Here is a 16,720-nt window from a genome sequence, read left to right as displayed (position 1 = left end):
ACCATTAGTCTGGTATTAATTTTTTACGTGATTAGTGTATACTTGATTTTGTGATGAGGGTCACAGAACAAAGACCCCAGTAAAATAATTGACGAGGTAAATAATCATGAAAATTAAAACCACTGTAGCTGCCCTGAGCGTACTGTCAGTCCTGTCATTCGGTGCGTTTGCAGCCGACACCATCAATGCTGAACAGGCACAATCCCGTCAGGCTATCGGGACTGTTTCTGTTGGCGCCATCGGTACGTCTCCGATGGACATGCACGAAATGCTGAACAAAAAAGCGGAAGAACAGGGTGCGTCATCCTATCGCATCATCGAAGCGCGCAGTGGCGACCACTGGCACGCTACCGCAGAACTGTACAAATAAACCCTCGTCGTATCTCATCATACGACTTGCCCCTGACCTCCCGGTCAGGGGCTTTTTTATCACTGGCGCACGTTGAAACGCAGTTGCCCTTCCAGCTCCTCCTCCGCTTCATCAAACAGTAAAATCAATGCGCCAAAGCGTCTGCGCAGTTTTTCAGGCAGATGGGTAAATTCGATTTCCAGCGGTAACGGCAGATGATTGCCGGTAACCACATCCCACAGCATATCAAGATTGCTTACGCTGCCCCGCTCCAGGTCGAACGCCCGAATAAACTCGCGATAGAAGTCTTCCTGACTCTCAATTTCGTCAAAATCAAAGGTATAAATTTTCATTGCCAGCCACCCGGTACAGGCGGGCGGCAAATGCCGCCCTGTCTATTATAATCCCCCGATATGCAGGGTTTTGACTTCCAGAAACTCCTCCAGCCCCAGCACGGACCCTTCGCGGCCCAGCCCGGACTCTTTTACGCCCCCAAACGGACCCAGCTCGGTCGAGACCGCACATTCGTTAATTCCGATCATGCCGCTCTCAATGGCCTGTGAGACGCGGAACACGCGCGAAAGATTCTGGGTATAAAAGTAGGCTGCCAGCCCGTAAGGCGTATTGTTAGCGCGCATAACCACTTCGTCTTCCGAGGTGAAGCGGAAGCAGGCGGCAACGGGACCAAAGGTCTCCTCTTCTGCCAGCTTCATGCCTTCATGGCAGTCACCGAGTACGGTTGGCATCCAGAAGTTGCCGCCAAGTTCGTGCGGTTTACCCCCAGCCAGCACCGTGGCGCCCTTCGCTACCGCATCTTCGACGTGCTCACGGACTTTTTCGACAGCCGAAGGCTCAATCAGCGGGCCGACAACGACGCCCTCGTCCAGACCGTTACCCACCTTCAGCGCCTTCACCGCATCGGCAAGTTGATTGACAAACTTGTCATAGACCGTCTCCTGAATATAGAAACGGTTTACGCTGACGCAGACCTGCCCGGCGTTACGGAACTTATTGGCAATCGCGCCTTTGACGGCGGCCTCAATATCCGCGTCCTCGAAAACGATATATGGCGCATTACCGCCCAGCTCCATCGATACCTTTTTCATGGTCTCTGCGGAATTGCGAACCAGCGTTTTCCCGACGGCGGTTGATCCGGTAAACGAGATTTTGCGCACGTCATGGCTGGCCATAATGGCGTCACTAATTTCTGAGGTGCTCCCCGCGACCGCATTCAGCACACCATCCGGCACACCGGCCTGCTTCGCCAGCGTCAGCAGCGCAAAGGCGCTCAGCGGCGTGTTGTTTGCAGGCTTGATGACGCCGGTACATCCTGCTGCCAGCGCCGGGCCGAGCTTACGGGTGAGCATGGCCATCGGGAAATTCCATGGCGTGATAGCAGCAACCACCCCGACAGGTTCACGAGTGGCCAGAATACGGGAGCCGGGTTTAACCGGAGGAATGATTTCACCGTTGGCGCGCTTAGCCTGCTCCGCAAACCACTGAATGAAGCTGGCAGCGTAGTCCACCTCACCTTCAGCCTCTTTCAGCGGCTTGCCCTGCTCGGTAGTCATCAGCCGCCCGAGCCAGCTTTTGTTCTCGATAATCAGTTCATACCAGCGATAGAGGATCGTGGAGCGCTCTTTTGCCGTTTTTGCGCGCCATGCGGGAAAGGCCTTCGTCGCGGCCGCAATGGCCTCTTCGGTTTCGGCTTTCCCTGCTTTCGCCACTTTCGCGACCACCTCACCCGTGGCCGGGTTTAGCACATCAAACGTGGTGTCGAGTGTTTTCCAGATACCGTTAACCAGATACCCGGTCTGAAAAAGGATACTGTCCTGAAGAGCCTGGGTTGTCATGTGTCCTCCCTTCCTGAATGTTTGAACCTGCAAGAATAAGTATAGCCACAAAAAAACCGACGCTTTTGGCGTCGGTTTTCTCTTCATTAGCTGTCTGTCAGCGCATTTTGGTAGCGGTGCAGCATAAACACCAGCCGCTCTACCGGCTCGGTAACCTGCGGCGGCGCTTCCCAGATCCGCAGTTTCTCCTGGTAGATATCCAGTTCCTCCAGCAGTTGCTTAAAGTAGCGGCGACGTTTGTCATCACTCGATGCCGATATCACATGGTCCGCCGTTCGCCGTAGCTGGCGGTGGTAGGCGGACAAATCATCGTTGATCGGCACTGGCGCGTTCCGCAGACGCTGGTGCGCGATAATCATGGTTAACGCCAGGCGGAAGCGGGCGACATCGCCCGGGAATTTATTCAGCAACAGGAACAGCTGCTGATAGAGCGCCGGCAGGTGGTTCTCCTTGCGCCGCGCGGTGTTGGTAGTCAATGACGATACGGCGGCCGACACAAACTGATTCAGCAGCACACGCCCTGTCCGCGCCTGAGAGTTATCCCGCACCAGCAGGATCACCATCATCGCCAGGAAACAGCCCACCAGCTGACCTAATGCGCTATCCAGGAACTGGCTGAAATGGAAGGTCATCGGGTTATCCAGCACGATGATGTTAATCGTGCTCGCCAGCGCACCCAACGATCCCAGACGGCGTTTTTGTACCTCAATCCCGATAAAGAACGCCATCACCGCCAGGCTGATGCAGAGCAAAAGCATGCTTTGCTGCGTCGAGGGGATAATCACCAGGAAGTAGAGCGCGCCAATGGGTAACGCCGCAAAGGTGCCGTACAGAAAATCGATCGCGACCATGCGCGGGTTGGGCAGACGCATCGCCAGCGCGGTGACGACGGCAATCATCACCATCGCGCCGCTGCCGGACGTCCAGCCGGTCCACAGCCAGAACAGCGTGCCGAGTATACAGGCCAGGGTGGTACGCCAGAAATTAACCATCGCATGGTGGCGCTCGGCGGACTCCGGTTTGATCACCACTTCGCCCTGCAATACCTCTTCTTCCGCCGCACTGATTTTGGTGTTGCTAATCACGCCGCGTTTCAGGAGCAGGTAGCGCGTTGCGGCGCCAACCCAGGTATAAATGGTGACTGGCGTATCCCGTTCTCCTGTCCAGGCAATCACACGACGCATGCGTTTAAGCTGTCGATGCACGTCCTGCACCGTCTCCACGGGCTCATCAAACAGTTCGCGGAAAGTATCCGTTACCACTTCGGGGCGGGTGTTCTGAATCAGGTAGGTTTCACACGCCTGGGTGATCAGCGTTAACGAGACGGTATTGATCGCTTTCAGACGACGATTGGCCCGCTCCCAGCGGGAAGACTCCATGTTGAGATTACTGCGCATCCCTTCCAGCGCCTGCGTGCGGCGCACCAGCGCGCTCCAGGCCTTGTCGACCTCTTCGCTGTCGCCGTGCTTAATGCACAGCTGCATAAGCTGGTACTGAGCAACAATCAGCGCGTCCAGCTCACGATCGACTTCCTGCTTGATGGATCGCGGAGAGAAGAGCAGATCTGCGACAATCGCGCAGACGATACCAATGACAATCTCGCTACAACGTTCCACGGCGAACTGCGGAGCAAGCAGCGGTTCACTCTGAATGGTGATGATAATAATCAGCGCGGTATACCCCGCCAGACCCCAGGCGTACGAGTTCTCCACCTTCACCAGCGAAGAGACCCAGGTGCAAAAACCCGCCCAGATACAGCACACAATCAGCATCAGCAGCGGCGTGCGGATCATCAGGATGATAATGGTCAGGGCGGCGATACAGCCGATAAAGGTGCCGATAATACGCAGCATCCCGCGATAGCGAATTGCCCCGGAGTAAGGTTCGCCACCCGCCGCGAAGGCTGGACCGGCGGCGACGATCGCGGCGGTCAGAACGGCCCAGCGCGGCGTTTCAAGCTGGAAATGGAAGCCAACAAACAGCGCCAGCACAATGGCGCATGCCAGCTTCACGGCGAAGCGGATGTGCTGGCTGGCGATGGAAAAAATGCCCATAGCGATCAACCAAACTCGCGCAGGCGATGGGCGATTTGACGGAAGATAGAATCCTGGCTGGCATCACGGTCTTTTTCACCCGTGATCACCACCGTCGCGGTGGTGCCTGCGGGCCAGAGGTTGCTCTGCTGCTCATCCAGACGAATGCGTACCGGTACGCGCTGCGCCAGGCGAACCCACTCGAGGTTAGAATCGACGGTCGCCATCCCTTTTGTATCATTGGTACTGCTGGAGTTGGTCACCCCCGCGGCCACGCTGTCCACGGTTCCCTTCAGGACCCGGTTGCTGCCGAGCGGCGTGATTTCGGCGCGATAGCCCGGACGCACGCCTTCCAGCTTGGTCTCTTCCATATAGGCGAGGACGTAGAAGGAGTTCTGTTTCACCAGCGCCACGGCAGTAGAGCCGCGCGTGATAAACTCACCCGCATAGACGTTGAGGTTGGTCACCCAGCCATCGGACGGGGCGCGGATAACGGTACGCTCCAGATCGAGCTTCGCCAGATCGCGCGTCGCCTGCGCTTTTGCCAGCTGATGCAGCACGGTTTGCAGCACGTTATTGGACTGATCAATCTCTTCCCGGGACATGGCCTGGATGCCCAGCTTGTTACGGCGACCTGCTTCACGGCGTTTTTCAGCGGCCAGCGCGTTGTAATACGCCACGTCGGCTTCCGCTTCTTCCAGCGCTTTTTGATAGCGCGGCTGGTCGATGGTGAACAGCACCTGATCTTTTTTCACCAGTTGGTTATCGTGGACGTTGACCGCCGTAATGAGACCGGCGACATCGGGCGCTATCGCGACCACCTCCGCGCTGAAACGCGCATCGCGCGTCCACGGGGATTCGGTGTAATAAACCCAGGCGCGAAAAATAGCGATGAACGCCAGGATGACCAGCGCCATAGTGATGGCAGTGCGGGAGATTTTTCTTGTTAGCGTTTTCACATCAACCTCAGACAAACATGCGCGATATTAAATAGAACAGGCAGCAATACAGCGCGGTATTGAACAATGCAGGATGCCAGACGAAATCATAAATCCCGGTAGGGACCAGCACCTTGCGCACCAGCCAGAAGATCGCCAGTGATAAAAGAAGCTCGAAAAATATCGGTGGGAACGACAAACCGAACACCACGATAACGGGAAACAGACTCATGTTGACCTTGATTAAAGAGAGTGCAGGTTACTGGATTTTTAAGCTCGCGCCGCCGCAGGAGAGCAAGAATTGCCGGGCGAGAGTGGCGCAGCCGTTATGTAATTAATAATATATTAACGTAACTGTTATGCTGTTATCTATCATATGTGATCTAAATCACTTTTAAGCCAGAGTGAATAATGGAACGTCTAAAACGCATGTCCGTCTTTGCGAAAGTGGTTGAGCAAGGCTCTTTTACCGCCGCAGCACGTCAGCTACAAATGAGCGTCTCATCCATTAGCCAGACAGTGTCAAAACTGGAAGATGAGCTCCAGGTGAAACTACTCAACCGCAGCACCCGCAGCATCGGGCTGACGGAAGCGGGTAAAATTTACTATCAGGGCTGCCGTCGAATGCTGCATGAGGTGCAGGACGTTCACGAGCAGCTCTATGCCTTTAACAACACGCCTATCGGCACGCTGCGTATCGGGTGTTCTTCAACTATGGCACAAAATGTTCTCGCTGCCATGACGGCGGAAATGCTTAAAGAGTATCCCGGTTTAACCGTTAATCTGGTAACGGGCATTCCGGCACCGGACCTGATTGCCGATGGGTTAGACGTGGTGATCCGCGTTGGCGCGTTGCAGGACTCGAGCCTGTTCTCGCGTCGACTGGGCAGCATGCCGATGGTGGTCTGCGCGTCGAAAAGCTATCTGGCACAGTATGGCGTGCCGGAAAAACCTGCCGACCTGAGCAACCACTCGTGGCTGGAATACAGCGTTCGGCCAGATAACGAATTTGAACTGATCGCGCCGGAAGGGCTTTCCACTAAACTGCTGCCTGAAGGCCGCTTCGTGACCAACGATCCGATGACCATCTCACGCTGGCTGGTGGCCGGGGCCGGGATCGCCTACGTACCGCTGATGTGGGTGATCAACGAGATCAACAGCGGCGTGCTGGAGATCCTCTTCCCGCGCTACCAGTCCGATCCGCGTCCGGTGTACGCGCTCTATACCGAAAAGGACAAGCTGCCGCTGAAGGTGCAGGTCTGTATTAACTATCTGACGGACTATTTTGTGGAAGTGGCGGAGCTGTTTCAGGGCATGCGAGGCAGAAGGAAAGAGTAGGCTTTTCCCCTCTCCCCGTTGGGGAGAGGGTTAGAGTGCGGGGGAAAATTTACGCCGTGCCGCCCACCGTCAGATTATCAACTTTCAACGTAGGCTGACCGACGCCCACAGGCAGGCTCTGGCCCTCTTTGCCGCAAACGCCCACGCCGTTATCCAGTTTCAGGTCGTTACCGACCATGGAAATCTGCTGCATGGCCTCAATGCCGGAGCCAATCAGGGTTGCGCCCTTCACCGCTTTGGTCACTTTGCCCTTCTCAATCAGATACGCCTCTGAGGTAGAGAAGACAAATTTGCCGGAGGTGATATCCACCTGACCGCCGCCAAAGTTTGGCGCAAAGATACCGTAATCAACGGATTCGATAATCTCCTGCGGCGTGGACTGGCCCGGCAGCATGTAAGTATTGGTCATGCGCGGCATCGGCAGATGTGCGTAGGATTCACGACGGCCGTTACCCGTCGGCGCAACGCCCATCAGGCGCGCGTTAAGCTTGTCCTGCATGTAGCCTTTCAGTACGCCGTTTTCGATCAGCACGTTGTACTGACCCGGCGTACCTTCATCGTCGATAGAAATCGAGCCGCGACGGTCGAGCATGGTGCCATCATCCACCACGGTACACAGCTCTGAGGAGACAAGCTGCCCCATCTGACCGCTGAATACGGACGTCCCGCGACGGTTGAAATCACCTTCCAGGCCGTGACCGACCGCTTCGTGCAGCAGCACTCCCGGCCAGCCTGCACCCAGTACCACCGGCAACGTACCGGCGGGTGCAGCCACGGCAGACAGGTTGACCAGCGCCATGCGCACGGCTTCTTTTGCCCATGCATCCGCGCGGGCTTCGCCGTCGACATCGCCCAGGAACCAGTCATAACCAAAACGACCGCCGCCACCGCTGGAGCCGCGCTCGCGCTTACCGTCGTCTTCAACCTGCACGCTGATAGAGAGACGCACCAGCGGGCGAACATCCGCCGCCAGGGTACCGTCCGTCGCCGCCACCAGGATCAGTTCATAAACACCGGTCAGGCTGGCAGAGACTTCCTGCACGCGTTTATCCGCCGCGCGAGCCACTTTGTCCACGCGACGCAGGATGTCCAGCTTCTCTTCGCGGCTCATGCTTTGCAGCGGGTCGATGCTGGTATAGAGCGCAGCGTGCTGCACTTCACCCAGCGTTTTCACCCGTCCGTCGCCCGTATCGCGCACAATGGTTCGCGCCGCCTGCGCGCTCTGCTCCAGCGCGGCCAGGCTTATCTGGTCTGCATAGGCAAAACCGGTTTTTTCGCCGCTGACGGCGCGCACGCCGACGCCCTGGTCAATGTTATAAGAGCCATCTTTAATGATGCTGTCTTCTAAAACCCAGGATTCGTGATAGCTCGACTGGAAATAGAGATCGCCGTAGTCGAGGCGGCGTTCGGTCAGTTGACCAAGAATGGAGAACAGGTCCTGATGGCTCAGGCCGTTCGCTGCGAGCAAATGTTCACTTACCAGGTTCAGACTCATCTATTGCTACTCGTTCGTTGCCGCCAGTGGCGGTATAAAGATCGTATTTATTGAGAGTGAGGCAATTACCTGCCCACGTCAAATCATTGCTGTGCTTCTTTGCGCGGCTGGCGCAGCACCTCATTAATCTGTGGTTTATCAACCGGCCCGGTAATGCGATAGCGCAGAATCGAGACTTTGCTCCAGAGCGGTCCCAGCACTTTACTGGCCGCAAACACCGCCGCTCCGACGATCGGATTGACCACAAAGGCTGCCGCAACGCCCACGCTTGCGGAAATCTCCGGCGCCACCACGGCTTCCATATCCAGCTCGCGGCGCACGAGATCCACTGACCCTTTCATCGCGATATCCGCTTCCAGGCCGTCCACCAGCGTGTCGTCGGTGTGCAGAACGCCGTCTTTGATCCACGCCGTGCTGCGAATGGAATCGTAGTAGAAACCTTCGCTGAAGGTGTCGCTAAAGTCGAAGCGCAGCTTGCGCAGCAGCGCGTCAAAACTCAGCAGACGCAGGATCTGCCCGGCGCGCCCCGTGCTCACATCGGCAATCTCCCCCTTACCGAAGTGGGTTTTCAGGATGCCGTTAAGCGAAGCTTCATCGGGTGTCCATGGCGCTGCACGCCAGTGCAGATCGTAATTCACATCGAAGGACGATCCGCGAAGCGGCGTGCTAATGCCGAAGAAGTTAGCTGCGGCGTCCAGCTTGTTGCCTTTAATATCGCCTTTCAGCGAGGTGCGCTGTTCACCCGGTTTGTTCACCCATTCGCCAGCGGCAGTCATGCGGCCAAAGCCGGTATCCACCAGCCCACCAGAGAGGCTCAGCGTATTGCCCTGAATAGCAAAATCACCGTCGATACGGCCATATTTTTGCCCCCACAGCCAGCACTCCGCACAGCGCAACTGGAGATCGGGCCAGCCGCTGAAATCCACGCGCGACGTCCCACTGCCACTGACAGGAGAAGCGCTTGTCGACTCTGCTTTAGACGCCGTAAAGGTCGGATTGTAATAGAGATAACGGATAGCCGCCTGCCATGGCGCGTGATCGCGCATGGTCAACGAACCGTTGATCTCACGCCCCTGCGCCTCGACCTTTGAGCCGTTTACCGTCGGCCGGGAGACAATACTCAGGTTGTTCCACTGCTGCCCGCCCAGCGTCAGCGCAGGCGTGCGCAAGGTAATGGACTGTGGGAACTGCGCCGTTTGGTCGACGTTTTGCCCGACACCTTTCTGGAACAGTGCCAGCCACTCTGCGCCATCCATCGGCGGGAGATTCAGTTCAACGCCCGCCTGCTCCGGCAGCGGCGGCGTGGTACGGCTGTCCGTCGTCCAGATCGCTCTGTCCAGCGTCAGCTTGCGGTTAAGCAGCCAGCGGCTGTTGAAGTGGTTTGTTCCACCAGCGTTTCCGGTTAAATCGAAGCTGTTAAGGTTGCCCGCAACCTTAACGTTGACGGGCAATGCTTCACCGCTTTTCTTATTCAGCGGCGCGGGAAGTTGGCTGCTGAGGTTTTTCAGATCGCCCGTAATGTCGACGTTATAGCGCGCACCGGCATGATAAGGCAGGTCGATGGCGACCTTGCCATTCCATGACACCGCGCCGTCCACCGCATTCTCAATCGGCTTCGGCAGAACATCCATGCGTGACGGCTGCCAGTTCGCGTCCAAATTGACCGCCACCTGGTAGGCTTTATCGCCCTCGGTGGTGGAGAAATCGATATTGACGGGTTGATTGAACCAGGTCGCTTTCAGCGGCTCACTTTTCAGCGTGCCGTTAACAAAGCTGAACTGACCGCTGAGGTTTTTCAGCGTGCTGTCCAGCGGCTTGATATAGAGGCTGTTGTTATTAAGGCGAACGTCGCCTTTGGCGGTGGTCATTTCACCGTCCAGCGGGATATCCAGATGTAAGCGAGCATTCACATCGCCATCTAACTGCAACTGCTGAAGGGTGGCTGCCAGGGAGTCATTCAGCGGCGTATCTTCAAAGTACGGGCCAACCGCTTTACCTGGCCCCTTAATATCCGCATCAATCAGCAGTTTCTCTTTGGAGTAATCCGGGATGTTTGCCGTCAGGTTGCTTGCCGTTACGCCGCCCAGCGCAACGCTGTCCGTCTTCATCCACAGGCCGTCATTCAGGAAGTTGAGTTCAATATCCAGATTCTTCAGCGCCGGCCAGTCCGGCTGGAAGGCATAGGTGGCGTTGCGTAGAGGCACCAGAACCTGGAACTGGCCTTCGTTGTGCTTATACGGGAACAGGTGCGGGTTGCCGCCGTAGACCAGCGTGGCGTTATCCGCCTGGCCGCCCTGAATAGCGCCGCTGAGATAGTCCACCAGCGCTTTCCCCATCAGGTTTTCCGGGAAGTAGCGCCACGCCTGCGAACCGTCATCCGTGCTGATGCCCGCCAGAATACCCAACCACGGCTCATCGCCTTCAGGCTGTAGATAACGGAAATTACCGCGGGCATGTACCGCTTTGGCTTTCACATCGATATCGCGGCCATCGAGCTGAAAACCTTTGTCATTTTTCAGCCAGTTGAGGGTGGCATTTCCCTTTTCGATCTCCAGTGGCGCACGGAAGACCGTTTCGTACGGCATTTTCGCGTCCTGCATTTCTGCCGTCAGCCTGCCGTTTTCCACGCTTCCTTCCAGTTTACCGCTGAAGTGCTCGGCACCCGGCAGCAGTTTCCACTGTTTCCATGCGAGATTTTTCCATGCCGCCTGAAAACGCGTCTTTTCCGTAGCCTGGAGCGGAATATCCAGCGCCAGCCGGTTTATCTGCCCGCTCGGCTGCGTCGCCAGCCAGATTTCGCCCAGCTCCGGGGAGAGTTTTGCGGCCATTGAACGCAGCCCTTCGATCGCCGTCAGATCCAGGTTACTGGCGCGGATACGCAGCTCGTCGCTGCGTTTACCGTTTATCCCGCCGACGTCCTGCTCCGGCATCCACGCCAGCGTCAGCGCGCCGCGCGGCCAGGGTTTGTTATCCATGGAGATGCGCGTATCCGGAATAGCGAACTGCCAGCCGCCTTTATCCTGCGTCACGTGTGCGGTGAGGTTATCGACGGAAAGTTGATGCTGATGGTTTTCCCCTTTCCAGCTCGCGCCCCCCTGCTTAAGCCAGATATCGCCGCTGGCGAACGTCCCGTTCGTCAGGGTCATCCAGCCTTCCAGGCTGAAGCGCGCGGTCTCCAGCTGCATGTTCTGCTGTAGCCACTCACCGAGCCACGGCTTCACGTCCACGTCGTCCGCCTGTAGCCACACCCTGCCGTTGTTCAGCAAGCCATTGTCGTCACGCAGATCCATCCGCACCTGCATAACGCCGTGCTGCCCGTTCAGGCTGGAGAGATTCACCTGCCCCTCGGCGCGGTGGCGATCTTTCCCGTTTAACCATGTCAGCTGTGGGATCGCCAGCTCAGCGCGCTGGCCGGAAAGAGTAATAAAGCTCACTTCGCTGTCGCGCAGATCGAAATGATCGAACTGCCGCAGGAACAGATCGCTGATACGGCTGGTTTCCAGCCCCCGATCGCTGTCGCCGCTTCGCAGCGGCGTGTTAGTCATCAGCTGAAGTTGCCAGAAGGTGAGATCGCGAAACTGCCAGCGCAGATGCAGCAGGCTTTGCCAGACATCCAGCGCCAGGGTGACGCGTTTGATTTTGAGGTGGCCGCCATCTTTCAGGCCGGCGCTGATATCCCGGGCATCTAGCGTCGGGCCAAAGTTCTGCCAGCTTGCCTCGATATGACTCACGTCCACCGGCAGGCCGGTGGCGGATTCGATTTTTGCCAGGATCTGCGGACGCCAGCTGTCCAGATGCGGCAAGGCGAGACGCAGCCCGCTCACGAGCAACGCGACAATCACGACCAGCATTGCCCCTGTAAGCAGTAAAATCCCCGGCAATCGCCTCACGCGTCTCTCCTTGTCAGCCTTAAATCTCGCAGCGAACTGCGTTTACATCATGACGACGTCAAACTGCTCCTGGTTATAGAGCGGCTCAATTTGCACTTTTACCTGTTTGCCGACAAAGATTTCCACTTCTGCCAGCGCGTGCGACTCTTCCCCTTTCAGGGCCTCCGCCACCGCAGGGGAAGCATAGACCAGAAAACGGTCTGAGTCGTAGGCATGATGGACACGGACAATCTCACGCATGATCTCGTAGCAGACCGTCTCCACCGTCTTTACCGTTCCGCGTCCATGGCAGGTTGGACACTCATTACACAGGACATGTTCCACGCTTTCGCGGGTCCGTTTCCGGGTCATTTCCACCAGACCGAGCTGCGAGAAGCCATTGATGCTGGTTTTCACGCGGTCCTTACTCAGCGCCTGCTCCAGGGAGTGCAGCACGCGACGGCGGTGATCTTCATTGTTCATATCGATAAAGTCGATGATGATAATGCCGCCCAGATTACGCAGACGAAGCTGACGCGCGATGGCCTGCGTCGCTTCTATGTTGGTGTTGAAGATGGTGTCATCGAGGTTGCGATGGCCGACAAACGCGCCGGTGTTGATGTCGACGGTGGTCATCGCTTCGGTTTGATCGATGATCAGATAGCCACCCGATTTCAGCTCAACCTTACGCTCCAGCGCACGCTGGATTTCGTTTTCAACGTCATAGAGGTCAAATATTGGCTGGCGTCCGGTGTAATGCTCCAGCAGACCCGGCATTTCCGGGATGTATTCGGCGGTGAACTCCAGTAAGGCTTCGTACGTCAGACGGGAGTCCACGCGGATGCGGTCAAGCTGGGCGTCGGCGAAATCGCGTAATACGCGCTGAGCGAGCGCCAGCTCACCGTACAGCCTGTAGCGGGTCTGGTTGCGTTTTTTACGCTCCATCACTTTGGTCCAGACGCGCTTCAGATAGGCCGCATCCGAGGCCAGATCTTCTTCGCTGATCCCTTCCGCCGCGGTACGGATAATAAACCCGCCCTGCTCGTCGCAGTAGGCGCTGACCACCTTTTTCAGGCGCTCACGCTCGCTTTCGCTCTCAATACGCTGTGACACGCCGACGTGCGACGCCCCCGGCATAAAGACCAGATAGCGTGAAGGCAGGGTGATGTCGGTGGTCAGACGCGCGCCTTTGGTGCCAAGCGGATCTTTTACCACCTGTACCATCAGATCCTGGCCCTGACGCACCAGCTCAGAGATGTCGCGCACGGCAAATTGCTTTTGCTCTTCGCCTGCCACGCATTCGGTGTGCGGCATGATATCGGAGGCATGTAAAAACGCCGCCTTATCGAGCCCAATATCTACAAAAGCCGCCTGCATACCCGGCAGGACACGACTGACACGACCTTTGTAGATATTGCCTACGATTCCGCGTCGCGCTTCACGCTCAATATGAATTTCCTGGAGAATGCCACCATCAATGTAGGCCACACGGGTTTCCGATGGCGTTACGTTTACCAACAATTCAGCCGTCATAATTATCCCTTCCCTCACGCAGTGAGTTAAAATTGCTCAGCAACTCATACGTTTCCACCAGCGGTAAGCCGACTACGGCGTGATAGCTGCCATTTATCTTCCTGACAAAACAGCCACCCAACCCTTGAATACCGTATGCACCTGCTTTATCCATAGGTTCACCGCTGGCGATATAGCCGGCGATCTCCTCGTCGGTGAGGACTCTGAACGTCACTTCCGTTACCACAAGGCAATCCAGAACGTACTGGCTATCAGCCAGCGCTACCGCCGTCATCACCTGATGGGTTTGTCCGGACATATTACGCAGCATCCGCGCCGCATGGTCTGCGTCGCGAGGTTTCTCAAGCACCTCACCATTGAGAATGACGATGGTATCCGCACCCAGCACCGGTAAGTCACGCGGCACGCATGCAACGCCCGCCTGCGCTTTTTCACGCGCCAGACGAGAGACATACTGCTGAGCGCTTTCACCCTCAGCGCGTTTTTCTTCGATACCGGTAACGATGCGTTCGAAGGAGACACCCAACTGCGCGAGCAGTTCCTGGCGACGCGGAGAACCGGAGGCAAGATACAAAGACGTCATAGAAACCTTTTATTGCACGGCAAACTGCTGGCGAATTTTACGCATCAGCAGGAACAGCCACGGCCAGAGCACACCGTTTACTACACTACTCCAGAACACTTCCGGTCGGAAAGAGACGTTGATCACTAAAAACTCTGCCCAGAAAACAACGATATCCGCAGCGAGCGACAACAACATCACTACCAGCGCCTGTTGCCAGAGCGCAAGGTTACGAAAGAGCTGGAATTTGAGTGCGACGAGATACGCAATAATGCTCATGGATAAGGCGCGGACGCCAAGCGTAGAGCCACTGATAAGATCCAGTATGGCACCCATCACAAAACCTGTGCCGACATTTACGCGGTGCGGCAGGGCAAGGATCCAGTAGAGCAAAATGAGCAATACCCAGTTTGGCCGGAAAACAAGAATGTCGTCCGGCCAGGGCATAATTTGCAGCAACAGTGCAACGAGGAATGAGAGCCAGATTACCCAGCGCCCCTGGCTACGATAACTGGCCACTACTGCCCTCCACCCGAGACTTGCGGCGGTGGGGGTGCATCCGGCAGCGGCTGCGTTAACCCCGTCGCCGGAGCCGGTACGGGTGCAGGTGGTCCCATCGCATCCGGCGCAGGTAGCACCTGCGGCATCATCTGCATCAGGCGTTCGTTGGCCACGCGATGCACATCTTCCGGGGTCATCGGGTTAGCGCCGTTACGATCGGCGCCCCACAGCAGCAACAGGTAGCGCAAACGCTGCAAGCCGGCCGTTGGACGCGCCTGAATCACGGTGTAGGCACGTTGAGTGTCGAGCTTCACGGAAGAGACAACCGCAACCGGGTAGCCCTCAGGGAAACGACCGCCCAGACCTGACGTCACCAGCACGTCGCCCACGCGGATATCCGTGTTGGCGGGCAGGTGTTCCAGTTGCAGATCGTCCGTGCAGCCATTACCGGCGGCAATCACGCGAATATCGTTACGCAGCACCTGAATCGGCAGTGCATGGGTGGCATCGCAAATCAGCAACACGCGGCTGGTCAGTTTGGCAACCGCCACAACCTGGCCCACGACGCCCTTATCGCTGATGACAGGCTGACCTTCGTATACGCCGTTCACGCTGCCTTTATCAATCACCACCTGATCGCTGTACGGATCGTTTACGGTGGAGATTACCTGGGTGACCATTTTCTGTTCATCCTGGCGCAGCGGCGAGCCAAGCAGTTCGCGCAGACGGGCGTTTTCCTGCTTATATTGCCCCAGCATCAGCAGCTCGCTATTTTTCAGCAGCAGTTCCTGGCGTAACGCACGGTTTTCGAGTTCGAGCTGGTCACGCGATGAGAGCGTTTGCGACACGGAGTCGAGCAGTTCACGGGGACCATTTGAAATAAAGTAGAAAGGACTGACGGCGGTATCCATGTACGTTCGGATCTGGCTGAACGTACCGAGGCGGCTATCGGCAATAATGACCCCGAGCGCAACCAGAACCGCCAGGATCAGGCGAAACTGTAGCGACGGGCCACGGCTAAAAATTGGCTTCATAGGCTATGCGTATTCTCGCGTCAGAGAGAAAGGGTAGCGAATTGCTACCCTCTCACACCCGACTACTCTTCGCTAAACAAGTCGCCGCCGTGCATGTCGATCATTTCCAGCGCCTTGCCACCACCACGGGCGACGCAAGTCAGTGGATCTTCTGCAACTACGACAGGAATACCTGTCTCTTCCATTAACAGGCGGTCGAGGTTACGCAGCAGCGCACCACCACCGGTCAGAACCATACCGCGCTCGGAGATATCGGAAGCCAGCTCTGGCGGGCACTGTTCCAGCGCAACCATCACCGCGCTCACGATGCCGGTCAGCGGCTCCTGCAACGCTTCCAGGATTTCGTTGGAGTTCAGGGTGAATCCGCGTGGCACGCCTTCAGCCAGGTTACGACCGCGAACTTCGATCTCGCGTACTTCATCACCCGGATAGGCAGAACCGATTTCATGCTTGATGCGCTCTGCGGTTGCTTCACCGATCAGAGAGCCGTAGTTACGGCGAACGTAATTGATGATGGCTTCGTCGAAACGGTCGCCGCCGATACGCACGGAAGAGGAGTAGACCACACCGTTCAGGGAGATAACGGCCACTTCAGTGGTACCGCCACCGATATCCACCACCATAGAACCGGTAGCTTCAGAAACCGGCAGACCCGCACCAATTGCCGCAGCCATCGGTTCTTCAATCAGGAACACTTCACGCGCACCTGCGCCCTGAGCGGATTCACGGATCGCACGACGTTCAACCTGGGTCGCGCCAACCGGCACACACACCAGCACGCGCGGGCTTGGGCGCATGAAGCTGTTGCTGTGAACCTGCTTGATGAAGTGCTGAAGCATTTTTTCGGTCACGAAGAAGTCAGCAATAACGCCGTCTTTCATAGGGCGGATCGCGGCGATGTTGCCCGGCGTACGGCCCAGCATCTGCTTCGCATCATGACCTACTGCGGCCACGCTTTTTGGCGAGCCGGCACGATCCTGACGAATGGCCACAACGGAAGGCTCATTCAATACGATGCCTTGTCCTTTTACATAAATAAGGGTATTCGCGGTACCCAGGTCAATGGACAGGTCATTGGAAAACATGCCACGAAATTTTTTCAACATACTAAGGGATAATCCTGAAAGCTGGGGCGGAAAACAAAATCCGCTTACTTTACCAACCACACGCAGCAGCGACAAGGCGCAAAAATCGTCTGCTACGGTGAAAATTAGT

At 56.7% G+C, this 16,720-nt stretch carries 14 protein-coding genes; 2 read left to right on the top strand and 12 right to left on the bottom strand.

Annotated elements, in window-relative coordinates:
- The first annotated feature begins 106 nt into the window (after nt 1-106).
- The gene (yhcN, locus tag SK54_RS04350) at nt 107-370 is read left to right on the top strand and encodes a peroxide/acid stress response protein YhcN (RefSeq protein ID WP_006812160.1); all 264 of its coding nucleotides are present in this window, start codon (nt 107-109) and stop codon (nt 368-370) included.
- A 59-nt stretch (nt 371-429) separates the two neighbouring features.
- On the opposite strand, the gene SK54_RS04345 is transcribed toward yhcN, so the two are convergent.
- The 5 genes from SK54_RS04345 to aaeX form a co-directional block, all read right to left on the bottom strand.
- On the bottom strand, nt 430-702 hold the full coding sequence (locus tag SK54_RS04345) for a barstar family protein (protein ID WP_048246795.1): 273 nt from the start codon (nt 700-702) through the stop codon (nt 430-432).
- 45 nt (nt 703-747) lie between these two features.
- A complete protein-coding gene (locus tag SK54_RS04340; RefSeq protein ID WP_017382714.1) occupies nt 748-2,202 on the bottom strand; it encodes an NAD-dependent succinate-semialdehyde dehydrogenase in 1,455 nt (484 codons plus the stop codon).
- Between the two features lie 86 nt (nt 2,203-2,288).
- Nucleotides 2,289-4,256 carry a p-hydroxybenzoic acid efflux pump subunit AaeB gene (gene aaeB / locus SK54_RS04335; RefSeq protein WP_048246793.1) on the bottom strand — a complete coding sequence of 656 codons (1,968 nt, stop codon included), beginning with the start codon at nt 4,254-4,256 and terminating at the stop codon, nt 2,289-2,291.
- A 5-nt stretch (nt 4,257-4,261) separates the two neighbouring features.
- Nucleotides 4,262-5,194 (bottom strand): p-hydroxybenzoic acid efflux pump subunit AaeA, encoded by a 933-nt coding sequence (gene aaeA, locus SK54_RS04330; RefSeq protein ID WP_017382713.1) that lies wholly within the window; start codon nt 5,192-5,194, stop codon nt 4,262-4,264.
- Nucleotides 5,195-5,201: 7 nt separating this feature from the next.
- The gene (gene aaeX, locus SK54_RS04325; RefSeq protein WP_003860416.1) at nt 5,202-5,405 is read right to left on the bottom strand and encodes a p-hydroxybenzoic acid efflux pump operon protein AaeX; all 204 of its coding nucleotides are present in this window, start codon (nt 5,403-5,405) and stop codon (nt 5,202-5,204) included.
- 179 nt (nt 5,406-5,584) lie between these two features.
- Here aaeX and aaeR point away from each other — a divergent pair, with 179 nt between their 5' ends.
- Entirely contained in the window at nt 5,585-6,511 is a 927-nt protein-coding gene (gene aaeR / locus SK54_RS04320) for an HTH-type transcriptional activator AaeR (RefSeq protein WP_003860415.1), read from the top strand.
- Between the two features lie 49 nt (nt 6,512-6,560).
- On the opposite strand, the gene tldD is transcribed toward aaeR, so the two are convergent.
- The 7 genes from tldD to mreB all read right to left on the bottom strand — a co-directional run bounded on the left by tldD (nt 6,561) and on the right by mreB (nt 16,611).
- Nucleotides 6,561-8,006, bottom strand: a complete 1,446-nt coding sequence (gene tldD / locus SK54_RS04315) for a metalloprotease TldD (protein ID WP_017382710.1) — start codon at nt 8,004-8,006, stop codon at nt 6,561-6,563.
- A gap of 83 nt (nt 8,007-8,089) precedes the next feature.
- The gene (gene yhdP / locus SK54_RS04310; protein WP_048246792.1) at nt 8,090-11,896 is read right to left on the bottom strand and encodes an AsmA2 domain-containing protein YhdP; all 3,807 of its coding nucleotides are present in this window, start codon (nt 11,894-11,896) and stop codon (nt 8,090-8,092) included.
- Nucleotides 11,897-11,938: 42 nt separating this feature from the next.
- Complete coding sequence (rng, locus tag SK54_RS04305) at nt 11,939-13,408, bottom strand: ribonuclease G (RefSeq protein ID WP_003860405.1); 1,470 nt, start codon at nt 13,406-13,408, stop codon at nt 11,939-11,941.
- Nucleotides 13,398-13,991 (bottom strand): Maf family protein, encoded by a 594-nt coding sequence (locus tag SK54_RS04300; protein WP_003860403.1) that lies wholly within the window; start codon nt 13,989-13,991, stop codon nt 13,398-13,400. Before SK54_RS04300 ends, rng begins: the two co-directional genes overlap by 11 nt.
- Nucleotides 13,992-14,000: 9 nt before the next feature.
- Nucleotides 14,001-14,489 carry a rod shape-determining protein MreD gene (gene mreD, locus SK54_RS04295; protein WP_003860402.1) on the bottom strand — a complete coding sequence of 163 codons (489 nt, stop codon included), beginning with the start codon at nt 14,487-14,489 and terminating at the stop codon, nt 14,001-14,003.
- Nucleotides 14,489-15,505 (bottom strand): rod shape-determining protein MreC, encoded by a 1,017-nt coding sequence (gene mreC, locus SK54_RS04290; RefSeq protein ID WP_003860400.1) that lies wholly within the window; start codon nt 15,503-15,505, stop codon nt 14,489-14,491. Before mreC ends, mreD begins: the two co-directional genes overlap by 1 nt.
- Nucleotides 15,506-15,567: 62 nt before the next feature.
- Nucleotides 15,568-16,611, bottom strand: coding sequence for a rod shape-determining protein MreB (gene mreB / locus SK54_RS04285; protein WP_000913396.1), 1,044 nt, complete (start codon nt 16,609-16,611; stop codon nt 15,568-15,570).
- Nucleotides 16,612-16,720: the final 109 nt, after the last annotated feature.

The sequence above is a fragment of the Enterobacter sp. MGH120 genome (assembly GCF_001037725.1).
In the GTDB taxonomy this organism is placed as follows: domain Bacteria; phylum Pseudomonadota; class Gammaproteobacteria; order Enterobacterales; family Enterobacteriaceae; genus Enterobacter; species Enterobacter hormaechei_C.
Note: the sequence above shows the minus strand (reverse complement) of the source record. Positions and strands in the feature narration are given on the sequence as shown.

What these genes read in the sequence shown, in the direction of transcription:
- mreC (WP_003860400.1), bottom strand. Translation starts at nt 15,505, where the DNA reads ATGAAGCCAATTTTTAGCCGTGGCCCGTCGCTACAGTTTCGCCTGATC.
- mreB (WP_000913396.1), bottom strand. Translation starts at nt 16,611, where the DNA reads ATGTTGAAAAAATTTCGTGGCATGTTTTCCAATGACCTGTCCATTGAC.
- SK54_RS04345 (WP_048246795.1), bottom strand. Translation starts at nt 702, where the DNA reads ATGAAAATTTATACCTTTGATTTTGACGAAATTGAGAGTCAGGAAGAC.
- aaeX (WP_003860416.1), bottom strand. Translation starts at nt 5,405, where the DNA reads ATGAGTCTGTTTCCCGTTATCGTGGTGTTCGGTTTGTCGTTCCCACCG.
- rng (WP_003860405.1), bottom strand. Translation starts at nt 13,408, where the DNA reads ATGACGGCTGAATTGTTGGTAAACGTAACGCCATCGGAAACCCGTGTG.
- SK54_RS04340 (WP_017382714.1), bottom strand. Translation starts at nt 2,202, where the DNA reads ATGACAACCCAGGCTCTTCAGGACAGTATCCTTTTTCAGACCGGGTAT.
- aaeR (WP_003860415.1), top strand. Translation starts at nt 5,585, where the DNA reads ATGGAACGTCTAAAACGCATGTCCGTCTTTGCGAAAGTGGTTGAGCAA.
- tldD (WP_017382710.1), bottom strand. Translation starts at nt 8,006, where the DNA reads ATGAGTCTGAACCTGGTAAGTGAACATTTGCTCGCAGCGAACGGCCTG.
- aaeB (WP_048246793.1), bottom strand. Translation starts at nt 4,256, where the DNA reads ATGGGCATTTTTTCCATCGCCAGCCAGCACATCCGCTTCGCCGTGAAG.
- SK54_RS04300 (WP_003860403.1), bottom strand. Translation starts at nt 13,991, where the DNA reads ATGACGTCTTTGTATCTTGCCTCCGGTTCTCCGCGTCGCCAGGAACTG.
- yhcN (WP_006812160.1), top strand. Translation starts at nt 107, where the DNA reads ATGAAAATTAAAACCACTGTAGCTGCCCTGAGCGTACTGTCAGTCCTG.